Annotated in this window: 18 protein-coding genes; 17 read left to right on the top strand and 1 reads right to left on the bottom strand. The window is 62.0% G+C overall.

Translation table 11 applies throughout. The features are described 5' to 3' along the window. The first annotated feature begins 117 nt into the window (after positions 1 to 117). From ACX3M4_RS16165 to hslU, 4 genes are all read left to right on the top strand, one after another. Positions 118 to 693 (top strand): NADPH-dependent FMN reductase, encoded by a 576-nt coding sequence (locus ACX3M4_RS16165; RefSeq protein WP_459354028.1) that lies wholly within the window; start codon positions 118 to 120, stop codon positions 691 to 693. A 125-nt stretch (positions 694 to 818) separates the two neighbouring features. After that, entirely contained in the window at positions 819 to 1379 is a 561-nt protein-coding gene (gene hslV, locus ACX3M4_RS16160) for an ATP-dependent protease subunit HslV (protein ID WP_459354027.1), read from the top strand. 6 nt (positions 1380 to 1385) lie between these two features. Continuing rightward, complete coding sequence (locus ACX3M4_RS16155; RefSeq protein ID WP_459354026.1) at positions 1386 to 1904, top strand: GNAT family N-acetyltransferase; 519 nt, start codon at positions 1386 to 1388, stop codon at positions 1902 to 1904. 3 nt (positions 1905 to 1907) lie between these two features. After that, positions 1908 to 3212 carry an ATP-dependent protease ATPase subunit HslU gene (gene hslU / locus ACX3M4_RS16150; RefSeq protein ID WP_459354025.1) on the top strand — a complete coding sequence of 435 codons (1305 nt, stop codon included), beginning with the start codon at positions 1908 to 1910 and terminating at the stop codon, positions 3210 to 3212. A gap of 199 nt (positions 3213 to 3411) precedes the next feature. Here the strand turns inward: hslU and ACX3M4_RS16145 are convergent, their stop codons facing one another. Next, entirely contained in the window at positions 3412 to 4182 is a 771-nt protein-coding gene (locus tag ACX3M4_RS16145; RefSeq protein ID WP_459354024.1) for a GGDEF domain-containing protein, read from the bottom strand. Between the two features lie 136 nt (positions 4183 to 4318). Here ACX3M4_RS16145 and ACX3M4_RS16140 point away from each other — a divergent pair, with 136 nt between their 5' ends. The 13 genes from ACX3M4_RS16140 (at position 4319) to metK (ending at position 16593) form a co-directional block, all read left to right on the top strand. Further along, entirely contained in the window at positions 4319 to 4813 is a 495-nt protein-coding gene (locus ACX3M4_RS16140) for a universal stress protein (RefSeq protein ID WP_459354023.1), read from the top strand. A gap of 191 nt (positions 4814 to 5004) precedes the next feature. Then, positions 5005 to 5562, top strand: a complete 558-nt coding sequence (locus ACX3M4_RS16135) for a NifU family protein (protein ID WP_459354022.1) — start codon at positions 5005 to 5007, stop codon at positions 5560 to 5562. 292 nt (positions 5563 to 5854) lie between these two features. Then, positions 5855 to 6532: a tRNA (adenosine(37)-N6)-threonylcarbamoyltransferase complex dimerization subunit type 1 TsaB gene (tsaB, locus tag ACX3M4_RS16130; protein ID WP_459359443.1), complete on the top strand. Its 678-nt coding sequence runs from the start codon at positions 5855 to 5857 to the stop codon at positions 6530 to 6532. After that, positions 6529 to 7017: a ribosomal protein S18-alanine N-acetyltransferase gene (rimI, locus tag ACX3M4_RS16125; RefSeq protein ID WP_459354021.1), complete on the top strand. Its 489-nt coding sequence runs from the start codon at positions 6529 to 6531 to the stop codon at positions 7015 to 7017. Before tsaB ends, rimI begins: the two co-directional genes overlap by 4 nt. Positions 7018 to 7059: 42 nt before the next feature. Beyond that, positions 7060 to 7518: a Fur family transcriptional regulator gene (locus tag ACX3M4_RS16120; RefSeq protein ID WP_459354020.1), complete on the top strand. Its 459-nt coding sequence runs from the start codon at positions 7060 to 7062 to the stop codon at positions 7516 to 7518. Continuing rightward, positions 7511 to 8419, top strand: a complete 909-nt coding sequence (olsA, locus tag ACX3M4_RS16115) for a lyso-ornithine lipid O-acyltransferase (protein ID WP_459354019.1) — start codon at positions 7511 to 7513, stop codon at positions 8417 to 8419. The genes ACX3M4_RS16120 and olsA overlap by 8 nt, the downstream gene beginning before the upstream one ends. Before the next feature lie 153 nt (positions 8420 to 8572). After that, positions 8573 to 10027: a tRNA (N6-isopentenyl adenosine(37)-C2)-methylthiotransferase MiaB gene (miaB, locus tag ACX3M4_RS16110; RefSeq protein WP_459359442.1), complete on the top strand. Its 1455-nt coding sequence runs from the start codon at positions 8573 to 8575 to the stop codon at positions 10025 to 10027. 84 nt (positions 10028 to 10111) lie between these two features. Further along, positions 10112 to 11173, top strand: coding sequence for a PhoH family protein (locus ACX3M4_RS16105; protein WP_459354018.1), 1062 nt, complete (start codon positions 10112 to 10114; stop codon positions 11171 to 11173). A gap of 16 nt (positions 11174 to 11189) precedes the next feature. Beyond that, the gene (ybeY, locus tag ACX3M4_RS16100) at positions 11190 to 11705 is read left to right on the top strand and encodes an rRNA maturation RNase YbeY (RefSeq protein ID WP_459354017.1); all 516 of its coding nucleotides are present in this window, start codon (positions 11190 to 11192) and stop codon (positions 11703 to 11705) included. Positions 11706 to 11741: 36 nt separating this feature from the next. After that, positions 11742 to 12980, top strand: coding sequence for a hemolysin family protein (locus tag ACX3M4_RS16095; RefSeq protein ID WP_459354016.1), 1239 nt, complete (start codon positions 11742 to 11744; stop codon positions 12978 to 12980). 117 nt (positions 12981 to 13097) lie between these two features. Beyond that, entirely contained in the window at positions 13098 to 14714 is a 1617-nt protein-coding gene (gene lnt / locus ACX3M4_RS16090; protein WP_459354015.1) for an apolipoprotein N-acyltransferase, read from the top strand. Between the two features lie 189 nt (positions 14715 to 14903). Continuing rightward, complete coding sequence (locus ACX3M4_RS16085; protein ID WP_297579229.1) at positions 14904 to 15308, top strand: helix-turn-helix domain-containing protein; 405 nt, start codon at positions 14904 to 14906, stop codon at positions 15306 to 15308. A 112-nt stretch (positions 15309 to 15420) separates the two neighbouring features. Further along, positions 15421 to 16593, top strand: a complete 1173-nt coding sequence (gene metK / locus ACX3M4_RS16080; RefSeq protein WP_459354014.1) for a methionine adenosyltransferase — start codon at positions 15421 to 15423, stop codon at positions 16591 to 16593. Positions 16594 to 16620: the final 27 nt, after the last annotated feature.

The following is a 16620-nucleotide window of genomic DNA, read 5'->3' as shown; positions in this document are numbered from 1 at the left end:
CAGGGTTGCCCACAGCCTGATCTCCCATTTCCGGCAAAACCGATTACACTGACCCGTAATGAGAACCAGCCTGGCTTCTGACGGGCAGGATGGTGAAGGCGGTCAGGGAACCTGTTGATGCGAAACCCGAAAATCCTTGTTTGCTCCGGATCGAGCCGGAGCGGATCGTACAACGGCAAGCTGGCAGCGCTGGCCGCCAAGAAACTGGCGATCCTGGATGCCGGGGTGACACACCTGTCGCTGAAAGACTATCCCCTGCCGGTCTACGACGGCGATCTGGAAGGGAGCAATGGCGTTCCGGAAAACGCCAAGAAACTCAAGCGCCTGTTCCAGAGTCAGGACGGAATTTTCCTTGCCTGTCCGGAATATAATGCCGGTATCACCCCGCTTCTGAAGAACACGCTGGACTGGATCAGCCGGGTGAAGGAGGCGGGCGATCCGTTCAAGACCAGGGTCTTTGCGCTGGGCTCCGCCTCCCCCGGTTCCTTTGGCGGCATGCGCGGCCTCATCGGCATGCGCACCATCCTGGAAGTCGGTCTCGGAGCGATGGTGCTTCCGCAGATGGTCGTCGTGGCGAAAGCCGCAAGCGCCTTTGACGACAAGGGCGAACTGACTGACGAGCGGGCGGGCGGGCAGCTCGACCGGCTGGTCGAGGCGCTGCTCAGGGCGACCCGGATCGAGATGTCCCACTGACGCTTGAAGAACAATCGTAGACACCTTCTTCAGGACCCTCCTGGGCCTGCGCGGCATTGACCGCTTGGAAATGCCGGATTTGCCGCCTACATAGGGCGGCAGAAAAAGAAACCCGAGAGGACTTTATGAACGAAACGCGCGAACCGGCCCAGTGGCACGGGACGACGATCATGATGGTGCGCAAGGGTGGCAAGGTGGTGATCGCCGGCGACGGCCAGGTTTCCCTCGGCCAGACCGTGATCAAGCACACCGCCCGCAAGGTGCGGCCGCTGGCCAAGGGCGCCGTCATCGCCGGCTTTGCCGGGGCGACCGCCGATGCCTTCACCCTGTTTGAGCGTCTGGAAGCCAAGCTGGAGCAGTATCCGGGACAGCTGATGCGCGCCTGCGTGGAGCTTGCCAAGGACTGGCGCACCGACCGCTACCTGCGCCGCCTCGAAGCGATGATGCTGGTGGCCGACAAGAATGTCTCGCTGGTGCTGACCGGTACCGGGGACGTCCTGGAACCGGAAGGCGGCATCATGGGCATTGGCTCGGGCGGCAATTATGCCCTTGCCGCCGGCCGCGCGCTTTCCGACACGGACCTTGACGCGGAAACCATCGCCCGCAAGGCCATGGCGGTTGCCGCGGAAATCTGCGTCTACACCAATACCAGCGTGACGCTGGAATCGCTGGACACTGCGGACTAGGCCGCGATGATCACGTTCCGACCGGTCTCCGAGAACGATCTGCCGATGCTCCTGGACTGGATGCAGAGGCCGCATTGGCGGGAATGGTGGGGCGACCCTCAGGAAGAGGTCGGCTACGTCCGGGACATGATCGAGGGACGGGATACGACCAAGCCGTTCATCTTCCAGATGGACGGCAGGGATATGGGTTACATCCAGGTCTGGTTCGTTGGCGACCAGCAGCATACGGAATTTGCCAGGGACTATCCCTGGCTGAACGAACTTCCCTCGGACGCTGTGGGTGTCGATCTCTCGATCGCGGCACCGGAGGATCTGTCCAGGGGTCTCGGAACACAAGTATTGCAGGCGTTCATTCGCACCCTGCGTCAGGAAGGCCATCAACGGATCGTCATCGATCCCGATCCGGAAAACCTCAGGGCCGTCAAGGCCTACCGCAAGGCGGGGTTTACGGAGATTGAAGCGCTTCTGGGCCGCACCGGCGACAGCTTGCTGATGGAACTTAAAAACACGGAAGGCGTGTCTTAGAAAATGTCCGATTTTTCTCCGCGTGAGATCGTTTCAGAACTCGACCGCTACATCGTCGGCCAGAAGGACGCAAAGCGCGCGGTCGCCATTGCTCTCAGAAACCGCTGGCGCCGCCAGCAGCTCGAAGGCCAGATGCGCGAGGAGGTTCTTCCCAAGAACATCCTGATGATAGGCCCGACTGGCGTCGGCAAGACCGAAATATCCCGCCGCCTGGCAAAGCTCGCCAATGCGCCCTTCACCAAGGTGGAAGCCACCAAGTTCACCGAGGTCGGTTATGTCGGCCGCGACGTCGAACAGATCGTCCGCGATCTGGTGGAAGCCGGTATCACGCTGGTGCGCGACCAGAAGCGCGAGGCGGTAAAGGCCAAGGCGCACGTGCTTGCCGAGGAACGGGTGCTGGATGCGCTTGTCGGCAAGAATGCCAGCCCGGCCACCCGCGAGAGTTTCCGGTCCAAGTTGCGCAACGGCGAGATGGACGAAAAGGAAATCGAGGTCGAAGTGCGGGCCAATGCCCAGATGCCGAGCTTCGAGCTGCCGGGAATGCCGGGGGCCAGCGTCGGCGTCATGAATGTCTCCGACCTCCTCGGCAAGGCCTTCGGCGGCCAGACCAAGACCAAGCGCACCACGGTGCGCGACAGCTACGCGCTCCTGATCAACGAGGAATCCGACAAGCTGCTCGACGAGGACAAGGTGGTCGAGGAAGCGATCTCGCTGGTGGAAAATTCCGGCATCGTCTTTCTGGACGAGATCGACAAGATCTGCGCCCGCGAAGGCCGTGCAGGAGGTGATGTTTCCCGCGAGGGCGTGCAGCGCGACCTGCTGCCGCTGATCGAGGGCACCGTCGTCTCCACCAAGCACGGTCCGGTGAAGACCGACCACATCCTCTTCATTGCCTCCGGTGCGTTCCACGTCGCCAAGCCGTCCGATCTCCTGCCGGAGCTGCAGGGCCGTCTGCCGATCCGGGTGGAGCTGCGCGCCCTCGACAAGGACGACTTCCGGGCGATCCTGACCGAGCCGGAAGCCAGCCTCATCAAGCAGTATGTGGCCCTTCTTGAGACGGAAAAGGTGAAGCTCTCCTTCACCGAGGATGCCATCGAGGAAATCGCCTCCATTGCGGTTGATCTCAATGCCTCGGTCGAAAACATCGGCGCCCGCCGGCTGCAGACGGTAATGGAGCGGATCCTCGACGAAATCTCCTACACCGCGCCCGACCGGCCGGGCGAGGAGATCGAGATCACGGCCAAGCTTGTCCGCGACAACATCGGCGACCTTGCCAAGAACGTCGACCTGTCGAAGTTCATTCTTTAGTCGGAGAGGTTGCGAGTTCTTACCGGTTGGTTCAACAACTCACTCCCTCATCCTGAGGAGGACCTTTAGGTCCGTCTCGAAGGATGGGCAGCACACTCGGAGCAAGCGGCCCATCCTTCGAGACGCCTGGCATCGCCAGGCTCCTCAGGATGAGGCTGGGATTGTATTGCCGTTTCAGCGATGCAAAAGAGCCGACCGTTCAGGCAGGTTCGACCGTATCCCTGGCAACAACTTTGAGCTCGACCCGGTCGCGGCCGTTGTGCTTGGCGAGATAAAGCTGCTTGTCGGTGCGCCGGTAGAGCTCCCTGAAAGTCGGCGCGCCGTCGAAAATGATGCCGCCGACACTGATCGTCAGCGGATGCGGTTTGCCTTCGGGCGAGAACCGGATATTGCGGACGGCCTGCCGCAGCCGCTCGGCGAAATTGGCGACGCTGTCAGGCGGCTGCCCGGGCAGAAAAAGGGCGAATTCTTCGCCGCCGAGCCTGCCGGCCAGATCGGCCGTGCACAGGCAGCCGCGTATCGCTTCCGCAATCAGCACCAGAGCGTCGTCGCCGGCATCGTGGCCATAGCAGTCGTTTACCTGTTTGAAGTGATCGACATCGATGACAAGAAGTGCGTCGGTGCCGTAACCGCCCGCAGGATCCGTCCGTTGCAACAATCTCTCGACTTTCTCCGAAAACGCCCGCCGGTTGAGCATCTGGGTCATACTGTCGGTCGCAGCCAGTTGGGCGAGCTCCTGATGTGCGATGGATAGCAGCCGCATCCGGCTGAGAAGGTACAGGAAAATCGGCGGGGCGATCAGCAGTGGGATGATGAGATTGCTGAGTGGATTGCTGCCCCAGCGCCAGGTCCCGTCGATAAAGGAAAAGCTGTCGAGGACAAAGGCAGCCGCGATACAGCCTGCTGTCCCCAGTACGGTACAGGTATAAACGCGCGCGCGCCCTCTTGCTGACCAGTCGACTTGCACCATGCGCTCGGTGTCCGCTGTCCCGCTTGCTCCTTTCTAAAGTAGACTTTCCCGGGTCGCCGTCGAGGGGAAATGCAGGCTGTGAACGCGGCGATTTCGCCGCTTGCGGTGCGCGCGGACCGATGGCAGCATGCGCTCCATGGTAGCCATTCGTAAAAGCAACGAGGAAGGCCACCGCCGGAAATTTCTGGTCGTGGTCGACGAAACGCCCGAATGTGACCGGGCGATTGTCTATGCCGCCAAGCGCGCGGCCCGGACAGGCGGCGTGGTGACGCTGGTCTTCATCATCGCCCCGGGCGACTTCCAGCATTGGCTGGGGGTCGAGGACATCATGCGGGCCGAAGCCCAGGAGGAAGCCGAGGCTTCGCTCGCCAAGGCTGCCGAGCGGGTGCGCTCCGTTGCCCGCACCGAGCCGGAAACCGTCGTGCGAGAGGGAACCAAGGCCGAGGAGATCCTGGACCTGATCGAGGCTGATGCCGACATCGCCATCCTGATCCTGGCCGCAAGCACCGGGTCCGAAGGCCCGGGTCCGCTCGTCTCCTCCATTGCCGGCAAGTCCGCGGGAACCTTCCCGATCCCCGTGACCATCGTTCCGGGCAACCTGGACGACGATTCCATTGCAGCACTGGCGTAACCACGGGGCAGTCCTTAAAAAATCCTTCCGCTGTGCCGGTTGACCGGCGCGGATCTGCACCTATCTAGTTTTTAACTGTTCCAAACTGTAGCGAGTTACGCTAAAAGAACTCATCGGTGTTTTGCGATTTGAGGGGATGCGCGGAACACGGCCGAAAAAGGGCGCGAGAACGAAGCGCAAGGACGAAGAAAATGTTCATTCAAACGGAAGCAACGCCGAATCCGGCCACGCTGAAATTCCTGCCGGGGCGCGTCGTGCTGCCGGAAGGCACCTATGATTTCCGCTCCAAGGCGGATGCCGGCGTCTCGCCGCTCGCCGAGAAGCTGTTCGATGTGCCGGGTGTCGTCGCCGTGTTCTTCGGCCATGACTTCGTCACCGTCACCAAGGACGACACCGACTGGCAGCATATGAAGCCGGCGATCCTCGGTGTCATCATGGAACAGTTCATGTCCGGTCAGCCGGTCATGGCGACGGACGAGTCCGAAAATATCGAGGAAGGCGAGTTCTTCGAGGCAGGCGACCAGGAAACCGTCAACACGATCAAGGAACTGCTGGAGACCCGGGTCCGCCCGGCAGTCGCCCAGGACGGCGGCGACATCACCTTCAAGGGTTTCAAGGAAGGCATCGTCTACCTCTCCATGCGCGGCGCCTGCGCCGGCTGCCCGTCCTCCACGGCGACGCTCCAGCACGGCATCCAGAACCTGCTGCGCCATTTCGTGCCGGAAGTCGAGGAAGTCCGCCCGATCTGATCGGGAGTTTTCCGAAGAATTTCAAAGGCCCGGCCTAACCGCCGGGCCTTTCTTGTTTCAACTTCGCAGATCGTCATCCCGGACGCAGCGAAGCGGAGATCCGGGATGACGACGGAGAGACTGTTTTTGCGGGGGATCAATTTCCGGACCGCGACGGGCACCCGTAATATTCCCGACTCCCGTTCCTTGTGGAACGCAAGCCCCCCATTGGACTTAGGTCCAAAGCCCCGCTCGACAGAAGGACCGCTCCGGGGTAGTGGCAGGGTGGAGAAAAACCTTGAGCCAAACCGGAATGCGCGTCCTAGCCATCGACACTGCCCTTGCCAATTGCGCTGCCGCCGTCCTCGACGACGGTGTGGAAACCGCGTGCTATGAGGCCTGCGGCGAGGAGATCGGCCGTGGACATGCGGAAAAGCTGATGGACATGATCGGCGAAGTCATGGCCGAGACGTCGACGGCCTTTTCCGATCTCGACCGGGTGGCGGTCACCGTCGGACCCGGAAGTTTCACCGGCCTGCGCGTCGGGCTGGCTGTTGCCCGCGGCTTCGGGCTGGTGCTGGGCAAACCAGTCGTCGGCGTGACGACGCTCGCCGCCATCGCCCGTGCCGCCGCGCCGAAGGACGGAGGCGCGCCGTTGTTGGTCGCGCTCTCGGGCAAGGGCGACGAGGTCTATTGCCAGTTGTTCCATGCGTCGGGTGCGCCGGCCGAAGAGGCGGGTGTCCGGGCCATCGCCGGGCTGGCGGAATATCTGCCCGACGGCACGCGACTTGCCGGATCGGCCGCGGAAAAAATCTCGGAACACCTTGGCCTGCCGTCCGGCCGGATATTGTCTAGCCTCGCATTCCCCTGTATTCGGGACGTAGCCGAACTGGGGATCATCGCGGAACCGGCGAAATCATCCCCTTCACCGCTTTATTTGCGGCCGCCCGATGCGACGCCGCAAAAGAAGGGAAGGATCGAGAGGCAATGAGCTTTTGGTGGTTCTGGACCCAGCCGCCGGTAATCGAACAGGCGCTGGACGAGGATCTGCCGAAGATTGCCGAAATTCACGCGCTGTCGTTCAAGCACAAATGGAATGTCGATGAACTCAGCCGGATGATGGCACAGGACGGCACGACGTTCCTGGTGGCCCGCCGGGCGAGCCCCTATGGCACGCGCGCACCGCTCGGCTTCATGATCCTGCGTCGGGCCGCCGACGAGGCAGAGGTCATCACCATCGCCGTGCATCCGCGCCAGCGTGGCCGCGGCATCGGCAAGAAATTGATGGAAGATGCTCTCTTCCGCCTCTATGGCGAGCGCTGCAAGCACCTGTTCCTGGAAGTCGACGCGGCCAATGAATCGGCGCTGCTGCTCTATCGCGGCCTCGGTTTCAAGGAGGTCGGCACGCGCAAGGGCTATTACGGCGCCAGTGGGGGAGACGGCACGGCGCTTGTCATGCGCATCGATCTTGGTTAAGCGCTGTAGCGACGAACGGTAACCAGACAGCGGACGGCACCCATGGCTGAAGAGCGGCAATCGGCACTGGCGGATATGTGCATCGCCAAGGGCATGCGCATGACCGAGCAGCGCCGGGTCATAGCCTCGGTCATCGAGGCCGCCTCCGATGAGCACCCGGATGTGGAAGAGCTCTACCGCCGCGCCGTCGAGATCGACCCGGGCATCTCCATTTCCACCGTTTACCGCACGGTGAAGCTGTTCGAGGATGCCGGCATGATCGAACGGCACGATTTTCGCGATGGCCGCTCGCGCTATGAGACTGTTCCCGACGAACACCACGACCACCTCATCGACCTGCGCTCCGGTCAGGTGATTGAGTTCCGCAGCGAGGAAATCGAGGCCTTGCAGGATCTCATCGCCAAGAAACTGGGGTACAGACTGGTGGATCACCGTCTGGAACTCTACGGCGTTCCCTTGAATGCGCCCAAGGACAACAAAGGCGGCAAGGGCGATGGCTGAGATCAAGGGCGGTTTCATCATCCTTGTGCTGACGCTGGTCTCGCTTGTGCTGATCCCGCTTCAATGGATCGCCGTGAAACTGAAGCTGCCGGCGCAAAGAAACCTGCCCCATCTCTGGCACCGGGTCGCGACCCGCCTTGTCGGCATCAAGATCCGGCAGATCGGGACACCGGCCGCCGACCGGCCGCTGCTGATCGCCGCCAACCATGCCTCCTGGGTCGATATCACCGTGATCGGCTCGCTGATGCCGCTCTCCTTCATTGCCAAGTCGGAGGTTTCCGGCTGGCCCGTCTTCGGCCTCTTCGCCAAGCTCCAGCGCACGGTTTTCGTCAACCGCACCCGTCGGACGGAAACCGCCCAGGTGGCCGATGCCATCGCAGTGCGCATGGCGGAGGGCGACGCCATGGTTCTTTTTGCGGAAGGAACGTCGAACGACGGCAATTGCGTGCTGCCGTTCCGCTCCGCATTGCTGGGGGCGGCGACTCGTGCCGTCGGCGGGGAAGAGACACGGAAGGTCTGGGTCCAGCCGCTCTCCGTCGCCTACCAGGGTTTCTACGGCCTGCCGATGGGACGCGCACACCGGCCGCATGTGGCCTGGTACGGCGATATGGAACTTGCGGGGCACTTGTGGGGCATTTTTACCCACGGGGCATTGGACGTGGTTGTGCGCTGGGGCGAGCCGGTTCTGGTCGACCGGGATACGGACCGGAAGGCGCTCACGCGCCGGCTTGAAACGGATGTACGGGCGATGACTGTCGCCTCGCTCCTGCAAAAGCCCATTGAAAGCCAAGAAACCGTTGAAGGCGAAGAAACTGGCGAAAGCGAAGAAACTGGCGAAATCAAGCCAATCGAGTTCTTCTCAAACGCGGAAAAAACCGCTAAAGCTGGCGCCTTGATTTAGACAGGTGCTGCCCGGAGCCGGAAATTGGCTGGAACGGCAGGCGTGAAGGGCCACAAGGTCCCGCCCATCGGCACCCAACCCACGACATGCCGGCCGCCGGATAGGGCCGAGTAAAGCGCCAGGGAGCGCTGTTTGAAGCGAATGACGACCCGCATGGAACGAGAGCAGGAAACGGCTGCCACCGCCGTCGAGACGACCGGCAATGCCAAGGCAGGAAACACCCGCAAGGTGTTTGTGCGTACCTATGGCTGCCAGATGAACGTCTATGACAGCGACCGCATGACCGACGTGCTGGCACCCGAGGGCTTCGAAACGACGCAAGACATGGAGGACGCGGATCTCGTCATCCTCAACACCTGCCATATTCGTGAAAAGGCCGCCGAGAAGGTCTATTCGGAACTCGGCCGCATCCGCAAGGTCAAGGAAGAACGGGCAAAGGCAGGCAAGGACATGATGGTCGGCGTCGCCGGCTGCGTCGCCCAGGCGGAAGGCGAGGAAATCTCCCGCCGTGCACCGATCGTCGATCTTGTGGTCGGCCCGCAGAGCTATCATCAGCTGCCCTCGCTTCTTGAGAAAGCACGCGCAGGCACCAAGGTCGTCGAAACCGAGTTCGATATCGACGCGAAATTCGATCACCTGTCGGAGCGGGCCGAAAGGCCGCTGCAGAAGCGGGCGCCGTCCGCCTTCCTGACCGTTCAGGAAGGCTGCGACAAGTTTTGCACCTTCTGCGTGGTGCCCTATACCCGCGGCGCGGAGGTTTCCCGTTCGGTGGAGCAGATCGTCACCGAGGCAACGCGCATGGCGGCGTCCGGCGTGCGCGAGGTCACGCTGCTCGGCCAGAACGTCAATGCCTATCATGGGCTGGCTCAGGATGGCGAAACCTGGGGGCTCGGCCGTCTGCTGCGCCGCCTTGCGGAAATCGACGGGCTCGACCGGCTGCGCTACACCACCAGCCATCCGCGCGACATGGACGACGACCTCATCGAGGCGCACCGGGATCTCAAGAGCCTGATGCCCTACCTGCACCTGCCTGTGCAGTCCGGTTCGGACCGGATTCTGAAAGCGATGAACCGGCGGCACACGCGCGAGGACTATTTCCGTCTGCTCGACCGGATCCGCGCGGCCGTGCCGGACATCGCCCTTTCCGGCGACTTCATCGTCGGGTTCCCGGGTGAGACGGATCAGGACTTTAAGGACACGATGGATCTGATTCGCCGCGTCGGCTATGGCTCGGCCTTCTCGTTCAAATACAGCTCGCGGCCGGGAACGCCGGGCGCCACCATGGACGATCAGGTGCCCGAAGACGTCAAATCCGCCCGGCTGCTCGAGCTGCAGGCACTGGTCGCAGAACAGCAGAAAGCCTTCAATGCGTCGCGCCGCGGCATGACCTGCGACGTGCTGCTGGAGAAGACCGGCCGCGATCCCGGACAACTGGTCGGCAAGTCGCCCTGGTTGCAGCCGGTGCAAGTGGACGCGCCCGAGCATCTGATCGGATCCATACAAGCGGTGGAAATCGTTGAGATCGGGACCAATTCTCTGTTCGGACGGCTGATTGCGGGGCAAGATGAAGCTGGAAGGTCCGGCGCCATTCCGGCCCCGGCGGCCTAAAGGAGACGTCATTTGACGCGCGACAGCCACTCTTCATCCCGCAAGTCTTCGGTTCAATCAGCTGCGGCCGCTTCGGCCTCCGACATGACCCATATTGTCCTTGCCTTTGAAGACAACCGGCTGATCGGCGATCTCTTCGGCCAGTTCGACCAGAATCTCGCCCTGATCGAGCAACGGCTCGGCATCGACGCCATTGCCCGCGGCAATCAGGTCACGCTGAAGGGTTCCCAGGTCGGCTGCGCCCAGGCGCGCAACGCGCTGGAAGCGCTCTATCAACGCCTGCTGCAGGGACAGGAGATCCATCCGGGCGACGTCGATGGCGCCCTGCGCATGGCGGCGACCGCCGAGGCACAGCTGCCGCTGCCGACCCTGGAGCCCAAGTCACGTCTTGCCTTTGCCCAGATCGCAACGCGCCGCAAGACCATCGTCGCCCGCACGCCGACCCAGGACGCCTATATCCGCGCCATGGACCGCGCCGACCTGATCTTCGGCACCGGTCCGGCCGGTACCGGCAAGACCTTCCTGGCCGTTGCCTATGCCGCTGCCCTTCTGGAACGCGGCGATGTGGCCCGCCTGATCCTTTCCCGTCCCGCCGTGGAAGCCGGCGAGCGCCTTGGCTTTCTGCCGGGGGAAATGAAGGACAAGGTCGACCCGTATCTGCGCCCGATTTACGATGCGCTCTATGAAATGATGCCGGCGGAAAAGGTCGATCGCGGCCTGCAGTCGGGCATGATCGAGGTGGCGCCGCTCGCCTTCATGCGCGGCCGCACGCTCTCCAACGCCGTCGTTCTGCTTGACGAAGCGCAGAACACCACGTCGATGCAGATGAAGATGTTCCTGACCCGTCTCGGCGAAGGCTCGAAGATGATCGTCACCGGCGACCCGAGCCAGATCGACTTGCCGTCGGGCCAGAAGTCCGGCCTGCGCGAGGCCCTCGGACTGCTGACGGATATTCAGGAAGTCTCCCATATCCGCTTCAACGAGACCGATGTCGTCCGCCACGAGCTGGTCGGACGCATCGTCACGGCCTATGACAACGCCTCCCGCGAAGAGTCCGAAGCGCGTGAGCGCCGCTTTGCCGAGCGCCAGCGTCACACCGACCGTGACGGCGTGCCGCCACGCCAGCGCGAAGCCGCAGCTTCCTGAAGAGCCATGCGAGACCATGCCTGACCCCCTGCCGCACGGATTTCAGATCGACCTCTCGATCGAGGCGGGCGCATGGCCCGATGAGGATGACCTTGCGGAGCTGGCGGACCGGGCGGTTGCGGCCGCTTTTTCCGAGGCTGGCCTGCAGGTGATGGAGGGAACGGAAGTCTCCCTCCTCTTCACCGATGACGGGACGATCCAGGGGTTGAACGCCAAGTGGCGCGGCAAGGACAAGCCGACGAACGTGCTGTCCTTTCCCGGCAGTGATCCTGAAGGCGACGTCTACGGGCCGCTGCTCGGCGACATCGTCTTTGCCTACGAAACCGTCGCGGCGGAAGCCGACGACATGGGAATTGAATTTAATGATCACCTTACCCATCTGACAGTTCACGGTTTGCTTCACCTTTTCGATTACGATCACCAGGAAAGCGATGAAGCGGAATTGATGGAAAGCCTCGAGAAAGCCATCCTGGCCTCTCTGGGTATCGATGACCCTTATGCGGACCGGCCTCTTGTGGCCGATGGCGCTTGAGGGCATCATGGGGTGTGACCTCTTGATTGATGGACAATGAGCGCAGTTGAACCGCAAAGTCCGGCGGGCGGGCAAAAATCCGCAAGTACCGGGCAGTCACAGGACGGGGAAGACCCGCAACAGCCGAAGCCGCAGAAGTCTGCGGCCATACTCGATCATCTCAAACGCATGCTGCGCTTGGGGCGCCAGTCGTCGAGCCTGCGCGAGAACCTGGAAGACGAGCTTGCGCGTGAGGGGGGCGATGCTGCCTTCTCACCGGAAGAACGCATGCTTCTCGGCAACATCCTGCGTCTCAGGGAGCTGCGCGTCGATGACGTTATGATCCCGCGCGCCGATATCGACGCGGTCGAACTGGAAACCAGTCTCAGCCGGGTGATGGAGCTGTTCCAGAAAAGCGGTCATTCGCGCATGCCGGTCTACGAGGAAACCCTCGACGACCCGCGCGGCATGGTTCACATCAAGGACCTGATGGCCTATATCGCGGAGCGAGGTGCATCGGGCCGTTCTGCAACTTTTGTGGACAAGGATGCGGATGCAACCGACTTGCAACCGCTTTCTTCGGGCGTTCCCGCCCGCAATGGCCACAACATGCCGGATCTGGATCTGTCCTGCGTCGACCTGTCGGTGACGCTCAAGTCGACGGACCTTATCCGCAATCTCCTGTTCGTCCCCCCTTCCATGCCGGCAACCGACCTGATGGCGAAGATGCAGGCAGATCGTATCCAGATGGCGCTTGTCATCGACGAATATGGTGGCACCGATGGCCTGGTCTCGCTGGAAGACCTTGTCGAGGAGGTCGTCGGCGATATCGAGGACGAGCACGACGAGGACGAAGAGGCGATGCTGGCTGTTGCCGGTGACGGCGTCTGGATCGCCGATCCGCGCCTGCCGCTGGAAGATCTCGACGAAGTGCTCGGCACCCAGTTGACGGATGGCGAGATTTCCGAGGACGTCGATACGCTCGGCGGCTTGCTCTATTTCTCCGTCGGGCGCGTGCCGGTCCGTGGCGAGCTTTTGCTGGTGCCGGAAGAAGTGCCGGGCTTCGAATTCGAGGTGATGGACGCCGATCCGAGGCGCATCAAGCGGCTGAAGATCCGCCGCCGGCGCACGGAAATCCGGCAGCCGGAAATCCGCCGCAGGCCCAAGAAATCGGACAGCTCGCAAGGGGAGGCGGGAGCAGCCGAACCGTCGACCGCCGGCCCTGCTCAACCGGGCGCGCGGGAAGAGTCGGAAACGTCTCCCGGAAAGGCCGTGGTATCCAGCCGGGGCGGCTGAAACGCCGCCTCCGGGAAGGCATCGGAAACAGATTAGGCCTTGACCCGGTTCCTGTGAGCCGACAAATCTCCTGTCCGCAGGCGCAGCCAAATGCGCCGGAACTGGAGAAATCCCCTGATGCACTGGTTGTCGCAACGCCTTTCAGTCCTGCCGAACACGTTTCTTCTGGCATGGGGCTGGCAGCGCCGCCTGTTGTGTCTGCTGTGCGGGGCGCTCGCCGCCGCCGCGCTTCCCCCTTACAATGTCACGGTCCTGCTGCTGATTTCCTTTCCCGGTCTTGTCTGGCTGCTGGATGGTGCGGTCGATCCGGGGCAGGGCGGAAAGCGCAAACGGTTCAGGACAGGCTTTGCGCTCGGCTGGCTCTTCGGCTTCGGCTATTTCCTCGCAGGCCTCTGGTGGATCGGTGCGGCCTTCCTGGTCGAGGCGGAGCGTTTCGCCTGGCTGATGCCTTTTGCCGTGCTCGCCATGCCGGCGGGCCTTGCGCTCTTCACCGGTCTCGGCGTCGCTGTCGCGGCAATGCTCTGGAGTGACCAGTTCCGGCGCATTCTGCTCCTTGCGGCCTGCCTTGCGCTAACCGACTGGCTGCGCGGCCACATACTCACCGGCTTTCCCTGGAACGCCTTCGGCTATGGTCTTTCCGGCTCGCTGACCCTCTCGCAGGCGGCGAGTCTCTTCGGCATCTACGGTCTCGGTTTCCTGACGGTCGCGGTCTTTGCCGCGCCGGCTTTGCTCGCAGATTCCCGTCCCTTTCGTGCCCGTGTCAGGGCTGTTGCTTGTGCTGCGGCGGTGCTGGCCCTGACGGCCGTGTTCGGAACCGTCCGGCTCTGGCAGACAGATCTGCCGCCGGCGGAGCTGGATCTGCGCATCGTCCAGCCGTCGATCGACCAGCGGGACAAATGGCGGCCGGAGCTGCGCGACGAAATCTTCCAAACCTTTCTCGATATGACCGAGGCACCGCTCGGCGGCAATGCCCGCATCGGACAGCCGCGCCTCGTGGTCTGGCCGGAATCGGCGGTTCCCTTCCTGCTGATGCAGGAGCCGGGCGCGCTGTTCCGGATCGGCAAGGCACTTGGCGGGCGGTCGGAACTTGTGACCGGTGCAATCCGCGCAGAGAACGGTGCAAACGGCCCGGACTATTTCAACAGCGTCTTCATTGTCGGTGGCGACGGCACCCTGCGCGGCATTTACGACAAGGTTCGCCTGGTGCCCTTCGGCGAGTATGTGCCGCTGAAACCTGTGCTGGAAAAACTCGGAATATTAAATCTTGCCGGCCCTCTTGACGGCTTCAAGGCAGGGTATCAGTCGCGTGTATTGACCACCTCCGAAAGTTTTAGTTTTCTACCCATGATTTGTTACGAGGCAATTTTTCCGGGCGGCCCGGGCGCTGTTGCCGGAACTCCCACTTTTCTTCTCAACGTGACAAACGACGCCTGGTTCGGACGCACGCCCGGGCCGCACCAGCATTTCGCCCAGGCGCGCATGCGGGCGATCGAAACCGGGCTGCCGCTGATTAGGGCAGCAAATACAGGCATTTCCGCGATTGTCGATGCAAGGGGAGAGGTGGTCGAAGAGCTCGCCATCTTCGAGCGAGGCCTTATTGATGGCAAACTTCCGCAGAGAATAGGTACTCCTCTCTACGGTATTTTTGGCGATCTACCGATGCTGGTTGTTGCAATCCTTAGCGTTGTATTTGCCATATTTTGGCAATACAACCGCGATTCGCGCGTAAATTGATATTTTTTGTTTGAGTTGAGTGAAGAAAGTGTGATACAACCGTGAAATAGCCGATTGAGGGCTGCTTCATGTACAAGTGAAAGGTTGCGGGCAAACTTCGATCTTCTGAGCCTGTGGGGGGAATTCAGGGGAGCTTGTGCAAACGAAAACAAGCGGAGCCTTCCGCGAGAACAAGAAAGACCGACACAGATGCCCAGTAAGAAGTCTCCGAATCCGATCGATATTCACGTTGGCAGCCGCGTACGGCTCCGGCGCATGATGCTAGGCATGAGTCAGGAAAAGCTCGGCGAAGCCCTTGGCATCACCTTCCAGCAAATCCAGAAATACGAAAAAGGCACCAACCGTATCGGCGCCAGCCGCCTGCAGCACATCGCGACCATCTTGAAGGTCCCGGTGTCCTTCTTCTTCGAAGACGCACCCGGTACGCCTGAAGAAGCGGAAGGTTTCGGCGAAACCCAGCCGACTTCCTATGTCGTCGATTTCCTGTCATCTTCCGAAGGCCTGTCTCTGAACAAGGCTTTCGTGCGGATTGAAGACCCGAAGGTTCGCCGCCGGATCGTTGATCTTGTGCGCTCGCTTGCAGGCGACGACTGACAAAATTTCTCCCTCACGCTTGACGTGGCGAAGAACTTCTAAGATTGATGCACGCGAAGCGGCGATTTCATCGCCGCTTCTGTCATATTCATTCCCAGAAGGACGATCGCCAATGGCACGTCAGAATTACCTGTTTACCTCCGAGTCCGTTTCCGAAGGACACCCGGACAAAGTCTGCGACCGGATCTCCGATGCCGTCGTCGACGCCTATCTCAGAGAAATGCCGGAAGCGCGTGTTGCCTGTGAAACCCTGGCAACGACCAACCGCATCGTGATCGCCGGAGAAACCCGCGGTCCGGCCACCATTACCAACGATTACATCGCCCATCTTGCCCGCATGGCCGTGAAGGACATCGGCTACGAGCAGGAAGGCTTCCACTGGGAAAACTGCGATATCGCCGTTCACCTGCACGCCCAGTCCGCGCATATCGCGCAGGGCGTCGATGCGGCTGACAACAAGGACGAAGGTGCAGGCGACCAGGGCATCATGTTCGGCTACGCCTGCCGCGAGACCGAAGAGCTGATGCCGGCGCCGATCCTTTATTCCCACAAGATCCTCCGCCTGCTGGCAGAAGCCCGCAAATCCGGCAAGGAGCCGGTGCTCGGCCCGGACGCCAAGAGCCAGGTCACCGTGCGCTACGAAAACGGCGTGCCGGTTGCTGCCACCTCCATCGTGCTGTCGACCCAGCATCTCGATCCGGCCCTGACCTCCTCCGACGTCAAGGCAATCGTCGAGCCTTACATTCGCACGGCGCTGCCTGACGGCTTCATCACCGGCGAGACCGTGTGGCACGTCAACCCGACCGGCGCTTTCGTCATTGGCGGCCCGGACGGCGATGCAGGCCTGACAGGCCGCAAGATCATCGTCGACACCTATGGCGGTGCAGCTCCCCATGGCGGTGGTGCTTTCTCCGGCAAGGACCCGACCAAGGTGGACCGCTCCGCGGCTTATGCGGCGCGCTATCTCGCCAAGAACGTTGTCGCAGCAGATCTGGCCGACCGCTGCACCATCCAGCTTTCCTACGCCATCGGCGTTCCGGAGCCGCTCTCGGTCTATGTCGACCTGCATGGCACGGGCCGCTGCGACGAGGCGAAGCTGGAAAAGGCACTGCGCGATGTCATGGGCCTCAGCCCGCGCGGCATCCGCCAGCACCTGAAGCTCAACAATCCGATCTATGAGCGCACCGCCGCTTACGGCCACTTCGGCCGTGAGCCGGAGGCCGATGGCGGCTTCTCCTGGGAGAGGACCGACCTGGTTGACGCGCTCCGCCCGCTTGCGGGATAAGCGACGTACCCGCTGACCGGATAAAGA

This window comes from Roseibium sp. M-1, from assembly GCF_054515675.1.
Note: the sequence above shows the minus strand (reverse complement) of the source record. Positions and strands in the feature narration are given on the sequence as shown.